This window comes from Nocardia higoensis, assembly GCF_015477835.1.
Lineage (GTDB): Bacteria > Actinomycetota > Actinomycetes > Mycobacteriales > Mycobacteriaceae > Nocardia > Nocardia higoensis_A.
In genome coordinates this window covers 34,885-50,811 of the sequence record NZ_JADLQN010000012.1, presented here as the reverse complement: position 1 = coordinate 50,811, position 15,927 = coordinate 34,885, and the positions used below count along the sequence as shown (strand labels likewise).

The window sequence follows — 15,927 nt, the reverse complement described above, 5'->3', positions numbered from 1 at the left end:
GCTGCTCGGCCAACGCTTTACGCGCGACGACCAGGTCGGCCGCCTCCGCGCGCACGATCGCTTCCTGCGCACGGCGGATCTCCGCCGACACCGACTGCGCCGAGGACACCCGCGCGAGTTCCTCCTGCCGCGCGTGATCGCGCACAGCCTCGGCGACCTCACGCTCCTGGGCCAGCTCACGCTCCGACAGCGCGGCGATCAGCGCCGGGTCGTCCTGGTGCGCCAGTCGAGTGTGCGCGGTCGCCACCCGATCGGGCAGCGGGGCGGTGAGCAACGGGTCGACGACCTCGGTGGATCTGCGACGGAACATCAGCGGGACTCCTTCGTGCGGGCGAGCTCGGATTCGAGTCGGGAGATGGTGGATTCGGCGGTGGCCAACGCCTTCTGCAGTGCGGTGACCTGCGTGGCCGCCGCGTCCTGGACACGGACGATCTCGGCGGCATGATCGGTGCGCAGCTGCTCACGGTCGGTGCGGGCCTCCGCGCGGGCGGTTTCCAAGTCGCCGCGCAGCTGCTCACGCTCAGCGCGGGCAGCCTGGGTCTGCTCGGCCAGCTCGGCCCGAGCTGCCTCGAGATCCCGTCGCAGCTGCTGGGACTCGGTCCGGGCATCAGCGGCGGCCTGCTCGGCGCCGGAACGATCCCGCTCGGCCTCCCGCTGAGCCAAGCTCGCGACCCGTGCCCGCTCCTCAGCGACACGGACCTGCTCAGCGGCGGTGTGCCGCGCAGACTCGATTTCGGCTTCGGCCGCCGCACGCGTGGTGCGGATCTGCTCCTGCGCTGCCCGCTCGGCCGCCTCGACTCGCGCGGCGGCGTCGGAAAGCGCCCGCTCCCGCTCGGCACGCGCGGTCTCGGCCTCGGCACGGGCGGCAGCGACCTCCGCAGCCGCGGCCGCGCGGATCTGTTCGATCTCTGCCTCGGCTTCAGCGATCCGCGCATCCCGTTCGGCGATGGCGTCTTCGGCCGCCCCTTCGGCCAAGACCTTGTCTTCCAGCGCGCGGGTCAGGTCCCGGCGAGCGGCCTCGGCCTCGGCTTCGGCTTCGGCGGCGCCACGGCGGGTCTCGTCGATCTCGGCTTGGGCTTCAGCGCGGATGCGGGCGACTTCGGCGACGGCGGCGTCGGGATCGCCTGCGGTGGCTACGATCTCGGCGACCCGATCGACTATCTCACTTTGCTGCGCCCGATGCGCGGTAGTCACCATCTCCCACTGCGCCAGCAGCTCGGCCAGCGACGCTCGTGCCGAGGTCACCGGTCGCGCCGCGGGCCGATCAGTGCGCTTGACCGCCCCACCGGCGGCCTCGATCTGCAGCTCCCGCTTGCGCTGAAACGCGCCCGCGCGGTCGTGGCGACGCCGCACCCCGTCCGGATCGATGTGGAACTCACCGCAGTACGCGGGCAGGCGGCCCCGCCCCGGCGGAGGCGGCGGCAACGGATGCCCGGCGACCTCGAACTCCCCGGACTCGGGGTCGTAGGCGACCGGAAATTGGCAAACGCGCTCGTCAGCGCTCTTCTGCGCCCCGGGGGTGGGGCTGCCTTCTGGGTTCGTCACTCTTCGATTCTAGCATAAATGTTTCCATTTCATCGTTTTTTTAATTTGATTATACGTTTTTACAGAACGTTTTTGTGCCATATGGTACGTATGGGACATAGGGGGTGTCTGGTTCTCTATGTCCCATAAAGCAGATAGGGGTTGGGTAGTTCATAGGGGTTTCGCGCGGCCCATATGGGCTGTACCGGCGGTAGGGTCCGGTCCGTGCTGTACCCGCTGCGCTGCCCAGGAGGGTGCGAATGACGACTACCGCGGTGATGAACCTCAAGGGAGGGCCGGGCAAGACTGTCCTGGTCAACGGCCTGGCCCATGCGGCCGCCGCTCGCGACGAGGACGTGCTCATCGGTGATGTGGACCCCCAGGGCAACTCCACCAGCCATCTGACCGGCCACAACGCCCGCAATCTGCCCTCGACCGGGACGCTGGCCGATGTGCTCGACCGGCGGGTGGGCCGGCCGTTGGAGGATGTGGTGCTCCCGGCTCGGACCCGTTCAGGGATCTACGTGGCGCCCAGCGGGTTCGGGGAGATGCAGGAAGTGCAGGACACGCTGCTGGGGCAGACCGGTGGTGATTTGTCGGTGCGGCGCGCGTTTCGGGAGGCGCGCAAGAACGGGCGGGTGCTGTTCGACTGCCGTCCCGCGGTCGATCTGATCACCCGTGCGGCGATGCTGTCCTCGGACAACGTGCTGATCGTGGTGGCGCCGGAGTTCGACCACATCGAGGGCATGATCTCGGTGTTCTCCGCGATCAACGACCTCTACGAGTTCGCAGACTACGAGCTACGCGTGGCCGGTGTGGTCATCAATCTGTTCGACGCCAACCGCAACGACCACGCCGAGAACGCCACCTACATCCGGGAGTACTGCGCGAATGCCGCTGTGCCCGTGCTGGGACAGCCGATTCCCAAGCTCGCCGACATCTCGAGGCTGACCAACGCCGGCCTCGGCATGGACCAGCACCCCAAGCCGTCAGCGCGCACGCGCTGGCTGGCCGACAACTTCGCCGACATCCTCGACGGCATCGACAGGAGGGCCGCCGCGTGACCATCCCCAAGCCCGAGCTGCCCAAGCCCGACACCGCCGCCGCACCTCGCCGGAACCCCTTCGGCCGTCGAGACCCCCAGTCCACATCGCCCATAGTCGACGAACCCCAGCATGCAGCCAGTAGGGGCCATATGGGCAATAGCGCTAGCAGGGATGCCCGGCGGCCCAAAAGGCCGGCCGACACCACCGACATCCTGCTGTCCCTGCCGACCGAACTCGCCGAGCGCCTGGAGTCCGTGCTGGCCTACACCTACCCACACACCGGGGTGAAGACCAAGCAGCAGTTCATCCGCACCGCGATCGCCCAGGCCTGCGCCGACCACGAGAACCGCTACAACGACGGCGACCGCTGGCCACCCATACCGAAACCCTCCGCCGAATAAGCCATATGGGCAGTAGGGGCAGTGGGGCCGATAGGGCATGTCACCGACATAGGGTTCGTACTGACTCACGGTGTGCCGGGACCAATCGGCGAGGTGCTCCTGCACGGGGCTCACTGCTCGCGGGCGAGGCGGGCGATCTCACGGCGTGCTTCCTCGGCGGCCGCGCGGGTGGCCGCTGAGGTGCTGATGGCACGGTGGCTGATCGCGGCGGCGGTCGCTCGGGCTGCGATGCGGGCGGGCGAGTCGGGGGCGGCGGGGGCTTTCGCGATCGCTTCGGCCCGGCGCCGCTCGCGCTCGGCTCGCACGACCGCGCGCTGCTCGAGTTCGTAGGCGACCTCGCGGGCACGGTCCAGCAGCATCGGCGGCTCGTCGATCGGGATGGGCTTGAGCAAGTGCGCCAGGTAGGCGTAGGGATCGCGTGGCCGGGCGTAGATCCGCCGGCCGGACAGGTAGACCTGGTCGAGGGCGGCTGCGACGTCGTCGACGGTCCATCCACCGTCGACTGCTCGTCGCGTCAGCACGGCCGCAAGCCCCTGTCGGCCCGCCTGGCGTAGCCAGAGCGGGAAACGTTCGTCTGCGCGGCATCTGGAGGCCAGCAGCAGGGCCCTGGGGTCGTATGCCCGAGGTGCCCGGCGAGCCCTCCTCGTGTCCTGGCCGCGCGGAGCGCGTCTTTCCTTCCCGTTCTCGTTGGGAGAAACCGAGCTGGGATGGGAGATATATCCGGAACCAGTGCTACGCACTGGTGGGGTGCCAAAACCCTGGTGGGAGAGGGATTCGAGGTGGGTTTCGACGAGGGAGTTATCCACAGGGAGCGAGGGGGATTCGTGCAGTGCGGACACGGCTGTCCAGCCGCGGCCGCTGTCCTCTTGGCTCCAGGAGTCCAGGCGTTCGAGTTTGGTGCGTTGGCGGCCGCGGAACACGACTGTGCGGGTGGCGAACACTCCGACCAGGCGTCGGCAGCGGTGCACGGTGGATTCGCTGCGGTGGGTGACGGTTTGGAGGTGGCGAACCGATACCCGGGAGTTGCGGCCGGTGCTGTAGTCGGCGCCGCTGGATTCGCCGAGCAGGTAGGCCAGGAACGTCTTTCGGCTCACCGATTCGCATCGGCCAGCGGCTCGCAGGGCGGTGTAGTGGGTGTCGTAGAGCGCGAGGTTGTGCGCTATCCACCGTGGTCGTGACCACCAGCAGGAGGGCACGCCGACGTAGGCGTCCTCGGGCAGCTGCAGCCGCAACGGCGGAAGCCGGAAAAGTCCCGCGAATGAGAGACCGACACGGCCCGGTGACCGTCTCGGACTATGCCGTTTTCGCTGGTGAGAGTGGTAAGGCGCACATTTTGTACGCGAAAGGGTGTGTACGCGCGTCCCGTTGTAGGCACGTGCGCTACCCTGAGACCTGCCGTTCAAGCAAAAGCCCCTTCAGTGGGCGAGACCAACCCCTCGGCGGGCTAGGCCGGGGGGTTTCTCGCGTTTTATGGAGTTGTTCTGTCAGGGCCCTGCCCTGGCTGGCTACTTCTCCGGAGCGCTCCTCAAAGTCGACATCATGTAGATCTTGGTGCGTGGCAGGCTACCGCCGGACGCGCCAAGCGCCCGACAGCATCGCAGCGGCAGATGGAAGATCAGCTTGCCTGTTGCATGGAGGCAGATCGGCGAGCTTCCAGCTCACGAGCGAGCGCAGCGTGGAAGAAGGCGCGGTAAGTCATGCCACAAGCTGCGGCTTCCGCTTTCACCTCGGCCAGGAGTGTCTCGTCGATTTCGATGAGAGTTGGCTTTCCTCGTGTTGCACGCATGCGTGTTATATAAGTCTGTCCGGCGTCGGAGTGGGTGCCGACACGCCGCGACCGATTTCCCACAATTTGTGGGTGCCCGAAAGCGGCGTGTCGCTTGACTAGTCGCTCTCATGCTGTGAGAGAGCTTGGTGCACAACCTCGGTGAGGTCTTCGTCGCGCCACTCACCGCGAATCCCGGGGCGCTCGCGCAGGTAGTCCCGGATGCGGGCAGCGGGCCAGCGGTGGGCCTCATGCAGGCCGCTGCTCACCATTCTGACGTACCGCTCCGAAGGTCGTTGCAGCTCAACAGTGTTCACGTCCCACGGAGAGGTAAACGTCAGCACGGGCCAGCCGTCGATGGTGTCGGCCAGGACGAGGGTCTCGTACCTGCCGGGGCCGAGCTGGCTACGGCCGGCCGTGAGGACCTCGGTGAGGTCGAGGTCCTCGGAGGGTTCGCGGTACATCTCCTGTGTGAGCAGATCTGAGAACTGGCCAGTGGTCAGGAGGTAGCCGCGGACTGCGGCGTCCGTGGGCCAACCAGCAGCCGGTTCGGTGGCGTAGAAGGCGACTCCACCAGTCCAGACTGGACTGTTCCAGGCGAAGTAGATCGTTCCTGGCAGCGTCAACGCGCGGGTTTTGAGTGGAGGTGTTTGGTCTCGGAAGCCGGGATAGACGTGGTTTGTCCCCGGCGGGGTCCCGCCCTCGATGTAGTACGCCAGCCGCTGGGCATGGAGGTTGGAGCCGTAGGCGGCGTACCAGACGTAGTCGGGCATGTCGTCCTTTCGTCGAGGGCGGGACCGTTAGCGGGCGGTCAGTCGGACAGCGGTTGGTGATTACTGCCCGTGATCGAGCGGTAGTACATGCCGCCGGGGCCCTGGCGGATTCCGCGGCTCTCGTTGCTGAGGGCTCGGGCTGCCTGTTCGAGGGCGGTGTTCCAGTCTTCGGACAGGTTGGGGTCGCGCATGGACATCACGAGTTCGGATGCGCGGTTCCAGACGGCGGCCTCGCCTGTGGGGTCGTAGCGGTCGGGTTCAGGCACAGTCATCAGGATGTCCTTTCGGGATGGGCGACGCCGTTGGGGGCGGGCCGGTTTTCGGGGACGTGGAGGTCGTAGCGCAGTCGGAGGGCGTCGCCGGAGAACACGCTGAGGAGTACGCGCACTCGGCGGCCGCTGGCGTCGATGCCGACCCGGGCGTGCTGGCCGACGGGTGTTCCGGGTTGCTGGTCGAGCAGGCCTGCTTCGTCGGGTTCAGGCATACGAACAGTGATTTCGTCGGAGAATTGCACTTGGCGGAATCCGAGCGCCCGGTAGATCCCGCCGGGGTACACGACGTTGCTGTCGACACGAAGTGGCGCGATGCCGTCGATCTCCATGTTCGCGATGTCGAGCGGCGTCCAGGTGTCCGCGATCATGGCCAGCTGTTCAGGGACTTGAGGTTTGGTCACATACCGCAGTCGCCGGCGGCGCAGGAGCAACGTTCCTGGCTTGCACTGGAGGTAGCGCGCGACCTGGGCAGTGGCGGGCAACTCGGTGACGCTCGCGACGACCTGGCGGGTGCTCCACCCGTCTGCATGAGCGTCGGCCTCCCACTGATCGACCATGTTGATCGGGTCGTCTGAGTAAGCACCCAGCTCGAACTTCGTGAGGTGCCAAGTGATCAGGTCCCGGCTGCGCACAGTGCGCCCGATTCCTGCGATCGCCGCAGTCAGCAGCCCTTCCTGCTCCAAACGCCGGATGGCCTCGCGGACCGTAGGGCGACTGAAGCTGTAGCGCTCGGCGAGCTCAAGTTCCGTAGGGACCTTGTCGCCGGGTTGTAGCCCTCCGCTGGTGATCTGGTCGCGAAGTTCGTCGTAAACGATCTTCCATCTCGGACGCCTGTTCATGGTCTCCATCTTCTCTGTAAGGACAGACAAGACAAGGGTATTGCCACGCCCGCCACTTTGTCATTACAGTCATTACAGTCCTAACGGACCGAACTATAACGTCAATCAAGGGGATGTGATGACGATTCATCGGGAGGGGCAGTGGCTGACCGCGACGCGGTCGGAGCACGTGGCCTATGAGATGTCCGAGGGGGTGTTTCGGCTCAGTTTCGTGCCGGATCGCCTGGTCAGTGGGTCGGAAGCGGTGGCGGGTCTTCAGTTGGCGGAGATCGTCGCTCAGTGGGGCGAGCTGTTGTGGACCGCGACGCCGAACACGGCGATGGTGTGGCGGCTGATGGCTGGCCAGGCCAAGTCGTTGGGCTTGGACGTGCTGGATGCGGTGATCCGGATCGAGCAGGCCGAGTGGCCGACCACCGCTGATGAGTGGGCGGTGTGGTCGCGATGAGGATTCCGGAGTCCTGGACGCCTGAGATCTGGCGTCGCGCAGCAGTTCCCACGATCCCGGCGGTGTACGTCGCTGACGGCCACATGGTGTCGGAGGCGACCGAGCATCACGCCGACTATGTGGGCCAGGACCGGTGGGTCGTGGACTACCTGCCCGGGCGGCAGTTGACCCGGGAGCAGGCGTCGGCGGCGATGCGGATCGCGGTCGCCCCGCAGCAGCTCGAGGTCGAGCGGTGGGCCGCGGTGCTGGGTTTGACCGCGGCTGAGGCGCGGGCGTTCGTCGCCATGTCGATCGAGGTGGCGTGATGGTGCGCGAGCGCGTGATCGACATCCCGCTGGTGATCGTCCCGGACACCGGCGGCCGCGGGGCCGGGGTGGTGTCGGCGATGGCGCTGTTGCTCGCCGGTGTCGTGCTGGTCGGACTGGCGGTCATGGTCGCTGTGCTGCTGGCCTTCCCGTCGCACGAGTACTCCACCGTGCCCACGAGCCGCGAGCTCGGCCCGTGTGAGCCGTTCTGCTCCCTGCGCACCACCACCCCCTCGGCGTCGGTCGGGGGTGAGCAGCGGTGAGCAGCTTCCTGGATCCGGCGTCGAGGCCGGAGCGGTCGTGTGCCGGTATCCCGCAGGACGCGTTCTTCCCGTCCGGTTTGCGGCAGAGCCAGGTGCGGGCCGCCCAAGCGATCTGCGCGGGCTGCCCGGTGCTGGCTGACTGCGCGGCCTGGGCGCAGTCGCTGGTGCGTGACCGACTGCTGACCGACTGCGTGGTCGCCGCCGTGCAGGTGCCCACCGTCGACGGCAGCAAGGCCCGCCGCGAGGCGGCCGCTGACAGGTTGGCCCGGATCGCGGCCGGCGGCCAGGTCCCGGTGCAGGGGGCGGCGTGATGGCCAGCACCGAAACCACCGCTGGGGTGCGGTTTTTCCAGCTCCACCGCGACCGCGACGTCACGGGCTTCTCCGGGGTCGGTGTGGTCGCTGATGGCGTGGTGTGGCCGGACGGCACGGTCTCGATGCGCTGGCGCGGGCCGGTCCGCACGACGGTCGAGGCCGCCTGCCTCGAGGACATCCGATCCATCCACGGCCACGACGGCGCGACCCGCATCGTCTCGGCCGATCTCGACGTAGACGGAGGTGCGGTGTGGACCGCAGCGTGAAAGCCCCTGGCCAGCCGAGTGATGTGCAGGAGTGGGCGCCGGTGCTGATCACCGGCGGCGTGGGTTTGGTGGGTGAGGCGGCGGGGATGAGCCTGCGCATCGGTGAGGCCCTCTACGGCGGCCCCACCCAGGACGTCTCGTGGAACCCGGTGATTCTGGGCATCCACCTGGCCACCGGCGATCTGGATTGGACTGCCGCAGCTACCGGCGGTGCGGTCACTCTCGCTGCGGGCACGGTGGCCACGATCGCGGGTTCGGTGTGGGCGTGGAAGGCGACGTGCCGCACATGCCGGGCCCTGTACCGGGATCGGGCACGGATCACCCGTGAGGCGATCGACTCGCAGGCCAGGTTCATGGCCAAGGGCAAGGAGTTGGCGTCGCTGTCGCGCAAGGCGGTGGCGGCCAAGGCCGCGAGCCTGCGGGTGCAGCTGGCCGAGGGCGACGAGCCGGGGGTGTTGATCGCCCTGTCGGTCGCCGACGGTCAGCGCCTGTATGCCTCCTACGAGGATCTGCACCTCGACATCTGGGGTCCGCGGACCGGCAAATCCACTTCGCGGGTGATCCCGGCGGTGATGGAGGCTGTCGGCGCGGTGGTGGCCACCTCCAACAAACGCGATGTGGTGGATGCGACCCGTAAGGCCCGCTCGACGGGTGGGCGGCGGGTGTTCGTGTTCGACCCGCAGGGGGTGGCCGCTGAGCCGTGCACTTGGTACTGGGATCCGGCCGATTGGGTGCTGGGTGAGGACGGCGGCCACGGCGCCGAGGAACGCGCCGCGGAGCTGGCGGGGCATTTCTCGGCCGCCAACGAGTCCGCCGCCCGGGATGCGTTCTTCGAGCCCGAGGGTGAGGACCTGCTGACCGGGCTGATCCTGGCCGCCGCGGTGGCGAAGCGGCCGATCACGCAGGTGTTCCGGTGGGTGACCAAATCTTCCGATGAGGAGCCGGTCGACATCCTCGAGGACGCCGGCTACACCCTGGCCGCCGCGGCGTTGCGGGATCAGTACGGGGCGCCGGAGAAGCAGAAGGGCGGTGTGTTCTCCACGGCGAAGAAGATGGCGGCCTGCTTGCGGTTTTCGGCGATCCAGCCGTGGGTGTGCCCGCCGGGCAAGGACGAGAAGCCGCGTCGGGCGTTCAAGGTCGCCGACTTCGTGGCTTCCCGCGACACCCTCTACCCGCTGTCGGAGGAGGGCCCGGCCAGTGCGGGCCCGTTGGTGACCGCGCTGTGCGCGGCCGTCGCGGGGGCGGGCAAGGCCGAAGGGGTGCGTCATCCCGGTGGCCGGTTGCCGGTGCCGTTGACGATCGTGCTCGATGAGGCCGCCAACATCGTCAGGTGGCGTGACCTGCCCAAGCAGTACAGCCATTTTGGGTCTCGCGGGATCGTCGTGATGTCGATCCTGCAGTCCTGGGCCCAGGGTGTGCGCTGCTGGGGCGAGGACGGCATGAAGGCGCTGTGGTCGGCGGCGAATGTGAAGGTCATCGGCGGCGGCCTGGACGACGAAGCGTTCCTGCGGGCCCGAAGCGAGTTGATCGGCCCGCACTACGAGCAGTCGGTCTCGGTCAGCAAGGCCCAGGGCGGGCACCGCTCGCACTCGGTGTCGCGGACCACCGAAATCACCCTGCATCCCAGTGATCTGGCGGCGATGCCGCGCGGGCGGTGCGTGGTGTTCACCTCCGGTAACCGGGCCACGCTCGGCCAGACCGTGCCGTGGATGGACCGCCCCTACGCCGCCCAAATCACCGCCGCCCTCGACGAACTCACCAACGCCACCGAGCCCGTGTGGCCGCGGTTGCAGGTGGTGCCGCCGCTGTCCGACCAGAAAGGCAAATCCGCATGACCAGCACCGATATCACCACCAGCAGCAGCGACGTCGACATCGACCTCACCGCTCTGGACACCGAGACGGGGACCGGCGGCGAGGGGGAAGTCGCTGGGGTGGTCGAGCTGACCGACGTATTGACCGGTGCGGTCCGCAAGGCGATCGCCTCCCAGGTCAGCGAGGCCGCCCAGCTCATCGCCAAGGGTGCACTCGATGAGGTCCTGACCGAGGAAGTCGCCGGGGAGATGCGAGTCGCGGCGGTGCGCGACGCGCTGGCCGCAGTCACTCCAGAGCAGGACGAGGACCCGGTCGAGAAGCTGAGGTACCGCAACCTGGAGCTGTTCGTCTCCGAGTTCGTCGCCCGCGTCTACCGCCGCGAGGTGACCCGGCAGAACTCGGAGAAGAAGGCCCGCTGGTGCCCGATGTGGTGGGACCACGGTGAGGCCGTGGCCCGGTTGGCGGCGTTGTGGCGGTCCTTCGAGCGGATGCGCCAGGGCGACGGGGTGGAGATGTCGGTGTGGTGGCTGCACCACGCCGACCCGATGATGGACCGCCTGCTGGACCCTGAGAACGGGCCGTTCAAGTACTGCTCGGTCGCCGACGGGCACGTGCGGCGCCTGACCGCGCTGCCGGTCGTCGAGATCCCCGACGCGCTGAAGTTCGCCGACGGCTACACCGAGGACCAGCAGCCCGACACCACCACGGCGGTGATGCCCGCGACGAGCCTCTACCTCCCCACGTCGCGGCAGGGCCGCCGGGTGATTATCCGGGAGTTCCCCTGATGGCCGCCCCAGCACATGAGGCGGGTCAGGGGTCGTGGGTGCGGGTCACCACCGCGTTGGAGCAGGTGGTGGGCCCGGGCCGCCCGGCGGGGTCGTGGACCCGGTACTGCTGCCCGGTGCACGAGGGTGATGGTCGTCATCATCGGCCGTCGTTGTCGGTGAAGTATTTCGCCGACGCCGGCCGCACGAAGGTCCGCTGCCAGGCCGGTTGTGAGGACGAGCAGGTCCTCGACGCGGTCGGGCTGCGGGTGGCCGACCTCTATGACACCCCGTTGCGGCGCGGTGAGCGTGGGGCACGGTCCGGTCCGGCCCGGCGCCCAGCGAAGCGGGCGGAATCCCGATCGGATCGTGCCCTGCGGGCAGCGGGCATCCCCGTGCACAAACCCAAACGCGACCTCGGCGCCCAGGTTTCGCCGTGGAAGGCGACCGCCACCTACACCTACGTCCGCGACGACGGCACCGTCGCCGGTGAGGTCATCCGCCGCGAAGCCGAGTTCGAGGGCGGGCGGGACAAGTCGTTCTCCCAACGCTCCTGGAACCCGGCGACCGGTGGTTGGGAGCGCACCGGTTTCGACAAGATCCCCTTCCAGCTGCCGCAGGTCCGTGAAGCGATCGCCGCCGGGCGCACCATCTACCTCGTCGAGGGGGAGAAGGACGCCCTCAACGCCGCCACCGCCGGTTTGGTGGCCACCACCAACGCCGGCGGCGCCTCAGGCTGGTCGCCCGAGCACGCCGCGTGGCTGCGTGGGGCCCGCACCGTGGTCATCGTCGCCGACCGCGACGCTCCCGGCTACTACCGCGCCGACCGGGTCATGGCCACCCTGTCCGGGCTGGTGGGCCGGGTGCGGGTGGTCCAAGCCGCCACCGGCAAGGACCTCACCGACCACCTCGCGGCCGGGCACCGGATCGCCGATTTGGTGCCGATCCCGCACCTGGACCCCTACACCCGCGCCCTGACCGCCGTACCCACCTCGTCGGCCACCACGACCGCGGCGGTCGCTGGACCGGCCCCACCGCCCTCTGCGGTGTCACCCGCGCCCGAGTACCCCGCCGAACCCCCCTCTGTTGAAGGACATCCGATGCCTGAATCCCTGCTCACTCCCGCCGCCGAGACGACACCGCATTCCGACGAAGTCGACCACATGCACAGCCAGTGGTCGGTGTTCATGAAGCTGCTGATGCAGCAGATGCTGCTGATGGCGACCAAAGCCGTCCACCAGCGCGCGGCCGCCGCCGCCGAGGCGGCCCGCCAGTCCGAACAAGCCGCCCGTGACGCCGAGGAACGCGCCGCCGCAGAGATGGCCGCTGTCGAAGTCCGGCTGCGCAAGCTGCGCCAGAAGGGCTACGACAGCGCCTCACGCACCGAGATCGCCGACGCCGTGCGCGACGCCGCAACCTGGGGCGATCAGAGCGAGGTCGCCGGAAACGAACTCGGCCACCTGGCCCTACACGTCTCGCGCCGGTGGGGTGTGGAACTCGACCTCGACACTGGGCAGGCCAGCATCGCCCCCGGCGCCGATGCCCAGCGGTTGGCCGAGATCGAGCAGGAACGCGCCGCCGCCGCACGCGCCCGCAAAGCCCAGGACCGGATGGTCGAGATGGTCGCGCGCGAAGGCGATCTCGACGAGTCGGCGAAGGTGGGAATCTACGCCGCGATCGAGACCTGGCGCGCCGATCCCAGCGCCGAGAAGCTCGACGCGCTGACCCGCCAGCTCAAAGACCGCAAGGTCCCCGAGCAGACCCGCACCCGGTTGCGGTTCGTCGCCGCCTACCTCGGCACCCCCGCCGCGATCGGCGACGAGGAAAACGCCGACATCAAGACGGTGTCGGCGGCTGAGGAGTTGAGTCGTCACGCCGCGCCGCTGGTGGATCCGGGGGAGGAGGCCAAGCCGCGCATCGACAAACTGCTCGAGACCTATCAGGAGCAGCTGAAGGTGGGGGCGGCGACCAGCGAGGTGCGTGAGGAACTGGCGCGTGAGGTCGCGGTCCTGACCGTGGAGGACCAGGAAGCCGCCCGCGCCCGCGGGAAGGCCATCCGCGCCAACCCCGCCGGGGCCTATCCGCGGATGTGGCCCGATCACGTCGACCGCGACGAACTCGACGAACACATCCGTGTCTACGCGCTCCTCGCGCCGAAAGCCGAACAAGCCGCCGGTATGGCGGGGGACCTCGACGATGTCACCGCCACCCAGCTGGCCAAGCAGGCCGCCGGCCACAAGACCGCGATCCGCAAAGCACTCACCGACGGCAAAGGCCTCCACGATCTGGAGCGCGATCAGATCAAGGCCGTGCTGCGGGATGTGGAGGCAGGCAAACCCGCCGTCCCGGAGCAGTTGTTCGCCGACGACCGCTCCGCGGCGATCGTCGACATCCAACGCACCCAGCGCATCGCCTACAACACCAGCCGCAACCAGCGCCGCGACCTGGACGAGATCCTCGATACCGGGGCGGTGCCCGAACCGGTGCGCCAGCAGGTCCGTGAGCATCTCGACAACACCACCGGTGCGGTCGAGATGGCCCACCGTGGGGTCGCTGACGCCGCCTTCAAGTGGGCACGACGCCGGGAAGCGGTCATCGTCTCCCGCACCGCCGCCGTCATCGAAGCCGATGGCGGCTACGACAGCCCGCAACGAGCCCAAGCGATCGAGGAGCAGCTGCGCACCGGCGGGCTCGACGACGACCAGATCGCCGAACGCATGGCCGCCGAATCCTCCTTCGCCACCCCGCCCTCGGCCGCGGCGAAGCCGCCCAAGCTCAACCCGCGCACCACCAGCCCCGGCGCCGGAATGCAGCGGATCAACCACCGCAACAAGAACAACGGCCCCGAACAGGGCAACGGCCGCTGAGGCCCGAGCTGCACGAAGCCGATGACCACGCCTGACCAGCAGCCCGCCACCTACCCGTGGCGGGCTGCCCCGTCCCACCTGAAAACCCGCCGCCAACTCCGCAACGCCGGCCTGTCCCCGGGCGGCCAGGACGTCGCCGCGCTCATGGTCCGCCAGCGCCGCGGCCGCCGCCTGGTGGCCCACCTGTTCGACATCGCCCTCGCCCGCCCGAAACGGACGCCGTCACCGGCGCAACTGGCGGCGATCGAGAAAGCCACCCGCACCCACCAGCTCCGCGCCGCCGAACGCCGCGGCTACACCGCCACCGACCTGCACACCCCCACCGACCTCGGACCGACCTGGCCCGAAACCCCCACCCTCCAGGAGGAAACCATCGTGAACACCACCGAATCCACCACCACCGAGCAGGCCCGACCGCAGGGGCTCGGTCAGCGCAGGGCGTGGCTGCACGCCCTGGTCGCGACCAACCAAGCCCGCGACCGCCGCACCCGCCTCGACACCGACCTCGACCAGGCCGCCCGCGCCGGCGGTGACGTCGAGGCCGAGTACCTGGCCGGACTGCGGCGCGACCTCGACGCGGCCGAAGCGCGACTGTCGGCGGTCCGGGGGATCGGTGACCCCTACACCGACACCGCGCTGCTCGCTGATGCCCTGTACTGGTCGCCGGGCTCGGACACCGCCGCCCGGCTCGCCGAACAGATCACCGGCTCCCTGGCCGACAAGTGGGGTGTGCACGTCGACCCCGAATCCTGGCAGGTGAGTGTCGATCCCGGCTTCGACGCGGCCGCCGCCCAGACCGCCGCCGAAACCAGCGCGGTGCGGGCGCGGGAGGCCGCGATCGTCGATGTGGTTTCGGGGGAGGCGTTGCCCGATCACACCGCCGCCGCGGTCAACTGGACGGTCCAGGCGTGGGCCGAAACCGCCGGGCCAGGTGCCGAGCTCGGTGCGCGGCGCGAGCAGCTGCTCGCGGACCTGGCGGGCGTGCAGTGCAGCGACTCCGACCGGGCCCTGGTGGAGTTCACCGTCGACTACCTCACCGGCCACACCGCCGAACTCGACCTGCTCGACACCCCCGCACTCGTCGATCCCGGGCACGAGGTGCGTGGGCGAGCGCAGGAGTTGTTGTCGCAGTTCGGCGACGGCCGCCTGGCCCCGGCCGACATCGCGGCTGAGATCGCGGTGATGACCGCCGCCGATCAGCAGGTGATGCGGGAAGTCGGTCGCACGATCGTCACCGACACTTTGGTCGAGCGCCAGGTGTGGCCGGAGTGGGCCGACCGCGACCAGATCACCGATCAGGTGCACCAGTACGCCGATGACACCCAGGACCACCACGCCGACATCACCACCCTGGCCACCCAGGATCTCACCGTCACCGACCGCGATCGGCTCGGTGACGGTGACGACCTCGCGGCCCGCATCCAGCGCCTGGCCGCCGCTCGGGCCGACCTGCTCGCCACCGCCGCCACCGCGAAAGGGCTGACCACCGCCGAGCGGCACCACCTCACCGCGGTCATCGGTGACATCGACACCGGCACCATCGACGGCGACGCCGAGTTCCCGGAGCTGATGTGGGTCGACGAACGCACGAAAGCCACCGTCGACGAGCACCGCGGCTACGCCCACGGCCAGCGCATCTGCGCCGAGTCCCGACAGGAGGTGACCCACCTGCTGAGCGGGGCGGGGATCGACCTGGCACACCCCGACCATGACACGCTCCGCTCCACGGTGGCCGCGGTCGAGAACACGCTTTACCACGTGGCCGGCGGCTCACCGAGGGGTGTGGACGCCGACCATGAGCAGTTCCTGGAGAACCGGAACCGACTCGGCCGCGCCCTGCAACACGCCGGGGTCGATGCCGAGGTGATGACCGGCATTCGTGAGGTCATCGACCGGCACGCACACGCTGCCGGGCAGGCCGGTCGAAGCGCCGTCGAGCGCCGCGATCGGTGGCACGAGCGCATCGGCCAGGTCGTCGCCGCCCGCGACGACGCCGTCGCCCAACGCCGAGCCGCCACCGCCGGCCATGCCAGCGGGCCCGGTCGTGCCTGCACCGCTGGTCCTGCGGTGACCGCGCATTCCAGCGGGCCCGGCCACTCGCCCCGTATCCGGCACCTCCACGGCGAGGAGATCGGCCGATGATCGAAAACAGGTAGTCCTCCACCCGTGACACAGATCAGCCCAGGGCGCGCGAACCCCTGGGCTGATCTGTATCCCGGACCGGATTTTCCTGCCGGAGAGCGTTTCCCGCCGCCGCGACTCCGTCGGG

The 15,927-nt window shown here is 69.0% G+C and carries 17 protein-coding genes; 12 read left to right on the top strand and 5 right to left on the bottom strand.

What is annotated here, in order from left to right; translation table 11 throughout:
- Positions 1-310, bottom strand: a 310-nt coding sequence (locus IU449_RS27920; protein ID WP_416382249.1) for a hypothetical protein, incomplete at its 3' end; no start/stop codon positions are given.
- On the bottom strand, positions 310-1,545 hold the full coding sequence (locus IU449_RS27915; RefSeq protein ID WP_195005162.1) for a hypothetical protein: 1,236 nt from the start codon (positions 1,543-1,545) through the stop codon (positions 310-312). The genes IU449_RS27915 and IU449_RS27920, both read right to left, overlap by 1 nt.
- A gap of 239 nt (positions 1,546-1,784) precedes the next feature.
- Between IU449_RS27915 and IU449_RS27910 the strand changes: the two genes are divergently transcribed.
- From IU449_RS27910 to IU449_RS29930, 3 genes are all read left to right on the top strand, one after another.
- Complete coding sequence (locus IU449_RS27910) at positions 1,785-2,588, top strand: ParA family protein (RefSeq protein WP_195005161.1); 804 nt, start codon at positions 1,785-1,787, stop codon at positions 2,586-2,588.
- A gap of 131 nt (positions 2,589-2,719) precedes the next feature.
- The gene (locus tag IU449_RS27905) at positions 2,720-2,971 is read left to right on the top strand and encodes a hypothetical protein (RefSeq protein WP_195005160.1); all 252 of its coding nucleotides are present in this window, start codon (positions 2,720-2,722) and stop codon (positions 2,969-2,971) included.
- Positions 2,972-2,992: 21 nt separating this feature from the next.
- Positions 2,993-3,301 (top strand): DUF2637 domain-containing protein, encoded by a 309-nt coding sequence (locus IU449_RS29930; protein ID WP_416382248.1) that lies wholly within the window; start codon positions 2,993-2,995, stop codon positions 3,299-3,301.
- Positions 3,302-4,855: 1,554 nt separating this feature from the next.
- Here the strand turns inward: IU449_RS29930 and IU449_RS27895 are convergent.
- From IU449_RS27895 to IU449_RS27885, 3 genes are read right to left on the bottom strand one after another with little or no spacing between them, the layout of a single operon-like run.
- Entirely contained in the window at positions 4,856-5,509 is a 654-nt protein-coding gene (locus IU449_RS27895; protein ID WP_195005158.1) for a histone deacetylase, read from the bottom strand.
- A gap of 38 nt (positions 5,510-5,547) precedes the next feature.
- Positions 5,548-5,781: a hypothetical protein gene (locus IU449_RS27890; protein ID WP_195005157.1), complete on the bottom strand. Its 234-nt coding sequence runs from the start codon at positions 5,779-5,781 to the stop codon at positions 5,548-5,550.
- A complete protein-coding gene (locus tag IU449_RS27885) occupies positions 5,781-6,629 on the bottom strand; it encodes a GntR family transcriptional regulator (RefSeq protein WP_195005156.1) in 849 nt (282 codons plus the stop codon). The genes IU449_RS27890 and IU449_RS27885 overlap by 1 nt, the downstream gene beginning before the upstream one ends.
- 109 nt (positions 6,630-6,738) lie before the next feature.
- On the opposite strand from IU449_RS27885, the gene IU449_RS27880 reads away from it, so the two are divergent.
- From IU449_RS27880 to IU449_RS27840, 9 genes are all read left to right on the top strand, one after another.
- Positions 6,739-7,065, top strand: a complete 327-nt coding sequence (locus tag IU449_RS27880; RefSeq protein WP_228805825.1) for a hypothetical protein — start codon at positions 6,739-6,741, stop codon at positions 7,063-7,065.
- Positions 7,066-7,127: 62 nt separating this feature from the next.
- Positions 7,128-7,370: a hypothetical protein gene (locus IU449_RS27875; RefSeq protein ID WP_228805824.1), complete on the top strand. Its 243-nt coding sequence runs from the start codon at positions 7,128-7,130 to the stop codon at positions 7,368-7,370.
- Entirely contained in the window at positions 7,370-7,633 is a 264-nt protein-coding gene (locus IU449_RS27870; RefSeq protein ID WP_195005154.1) for a hypothetical protein, read from the top strand. The genes IU449_RS27875 and IU449_RS27870 overlap by 1 nt, the downstream gene beginning before the upstream one ends.
- Positions 7,630-7,944: a WhiB family transcriptional regulator gene (locus tag IU449_RS27865; RefSeq protein ID WP_195005153.1), complete on the top strand. Its 315-nt coding sequence runs from the start codon at positions 7,630-7,632 to the stop codon at positions 7,942-7,944. The genes IU449_RS27870 and IU449_RS27865 overlap by 4 nt, the downstream gene beginning before the upstream one ends.
- Positions 7,944-8,213: a hypothetical protein gene (locus IU449_RS27860; protein WP_195005152.1), complete on the top strand. Its 270-nt coding sequence runs from the start codon at positions 7,944-7,946 to the stop codon at positions 8,211-8,213. The genes IU449_RS27865 and IU449_RS27860 overlap by 1 nt, the downstream gene beginning before the upstream one ends.
- A complete protein-coding gene (locus IU449_RS27855; RefSeq protein ID WP_195005151.1) occupies positions 8,210-10,048 on the top strand; it encodes a type IV secretory system conjugative DNA transfer family protein in 1,839 nt (612 codons plus the stop codon). Before IU449_RS27860 ends, IU449_RS27855 begins: the two co-directional genes overlap by 4 nt.
- Complete coding sequence (locus IU449_RS27850; protein ID WP_195005150.1) at positions 10,045-10,812, top strand: DUF4913 domain-containing protein; 768 nt, start codon at positions 10,045-10,047, stop codon at positions 10,810-10,812. The genes IU449_RS27855 and IU449_RS27850 overlap by 4 nt, the downstream gene beginning before the upstream one ends.
- Positions 10,812-13,658, top strand: a complete 2,847-nt coding sequence (locus tag IU449_RS27845; RefSeq protein ID WP_195005149.1) for a hypothetical protein — start codon at positions 10,812-10,814, stop codon at positions 13,656-13,658. Before IU449_RS27850 ends, IU449_RS27845 begins: the two co-directional genes overlap by 1 nt.
- Before the next feature lie 21 nt (positions 13,659-13,679).
- Complete coding sequence (locus IU449_RS27840) at positions 13,680-15,800, top strand: RRQRL motif-containing zinc-binding protein (protein ID WP_195005148.1); 2,121 nt, start codon at positions 13,680-13,682, stop codon at positions 15,798-15,800.
- Positions 15,801-15,927 lie beyond the last annotated feature (127 nt).

Bases quoted from the DNA above. Each gene is read 5' to 3' on its own strand.
- IU449_RS27910 (WP_195005161.1), top strand. From the start codon at position 1,785: ATGACGACTACCGCGGTGATGAACCTCAAGGGAGGGCCGGGCAAGACT.
- IU449_RS27905 (WP_195005160.1), top strand. From the start codon at position 2,720: ATGGGCAATAGCGCTAGCAGGGATGCCCGGCGGCCCAAAAGGCCGGCC.
- IU449_RS27895 (WP_195005158.1), bottom strand. From the start codon at position 5,509: ATGCCCGACTACGTCTGGTACGCCGCCTACGGCTCCAACCTCCATGCC.
- IU449_RS27890 (WP_195005157.1), bottom strand. From the start codon at position 5,781: ATGACTGTGCCTGAACCCGACCGCTACGACCCCACAGGCGAGGCCGCC.
- IU449_RS27885 (WP_195005156.1), bottom strand. From the start codon at position 6,629: ATGGAGACCATGAACAGGCGTCCGAGATGGAAGATCGTTTACGACGAA.
- IU449_RS27880 (WP_228805825.1), top strand. From the start codon at position 6,739: ATGACGATTCATCGGGAGGGGCAGTGGCTGACCGCGACGCGGTCGGAG.
- IU449_RS27870 (WP_195005154.1), top strand. From the start codon at position 7,370: ATGGTGCGCGAGCGCGTGATCGACATCCCGCTGGTGATCGTCCCGGAC.
- IU449_RS27860 (WP_195005152.1), top strand. From the start codon at position 7,944: ATGGCCAGCACCGAAACCACCGCTGGGGTGCGGTTTTTCCAGCTCCAC.
- IU449_RS27850 (WP_195005150.1), top strand. From the start codon at position 10,045: ATGACCAGCACCGATATCACCACCAGCAGCAGCGACGTCGACATCGAC.
- IU449_RS27845 (WP_195005149.1), top strand. From the start codon at position 10,812: ATGGCCGCCCCAGCACATGAGGCGGGTCAGGGGTCGTGGGTGCGGGTC.
- IU449_RS27840 (WP_195005148.1), top strand. From the start codon at position 13,680: ATGACCACGCCTGACCAGCAGCCCGCCACCTACCCGTGGCGGGCTGCC.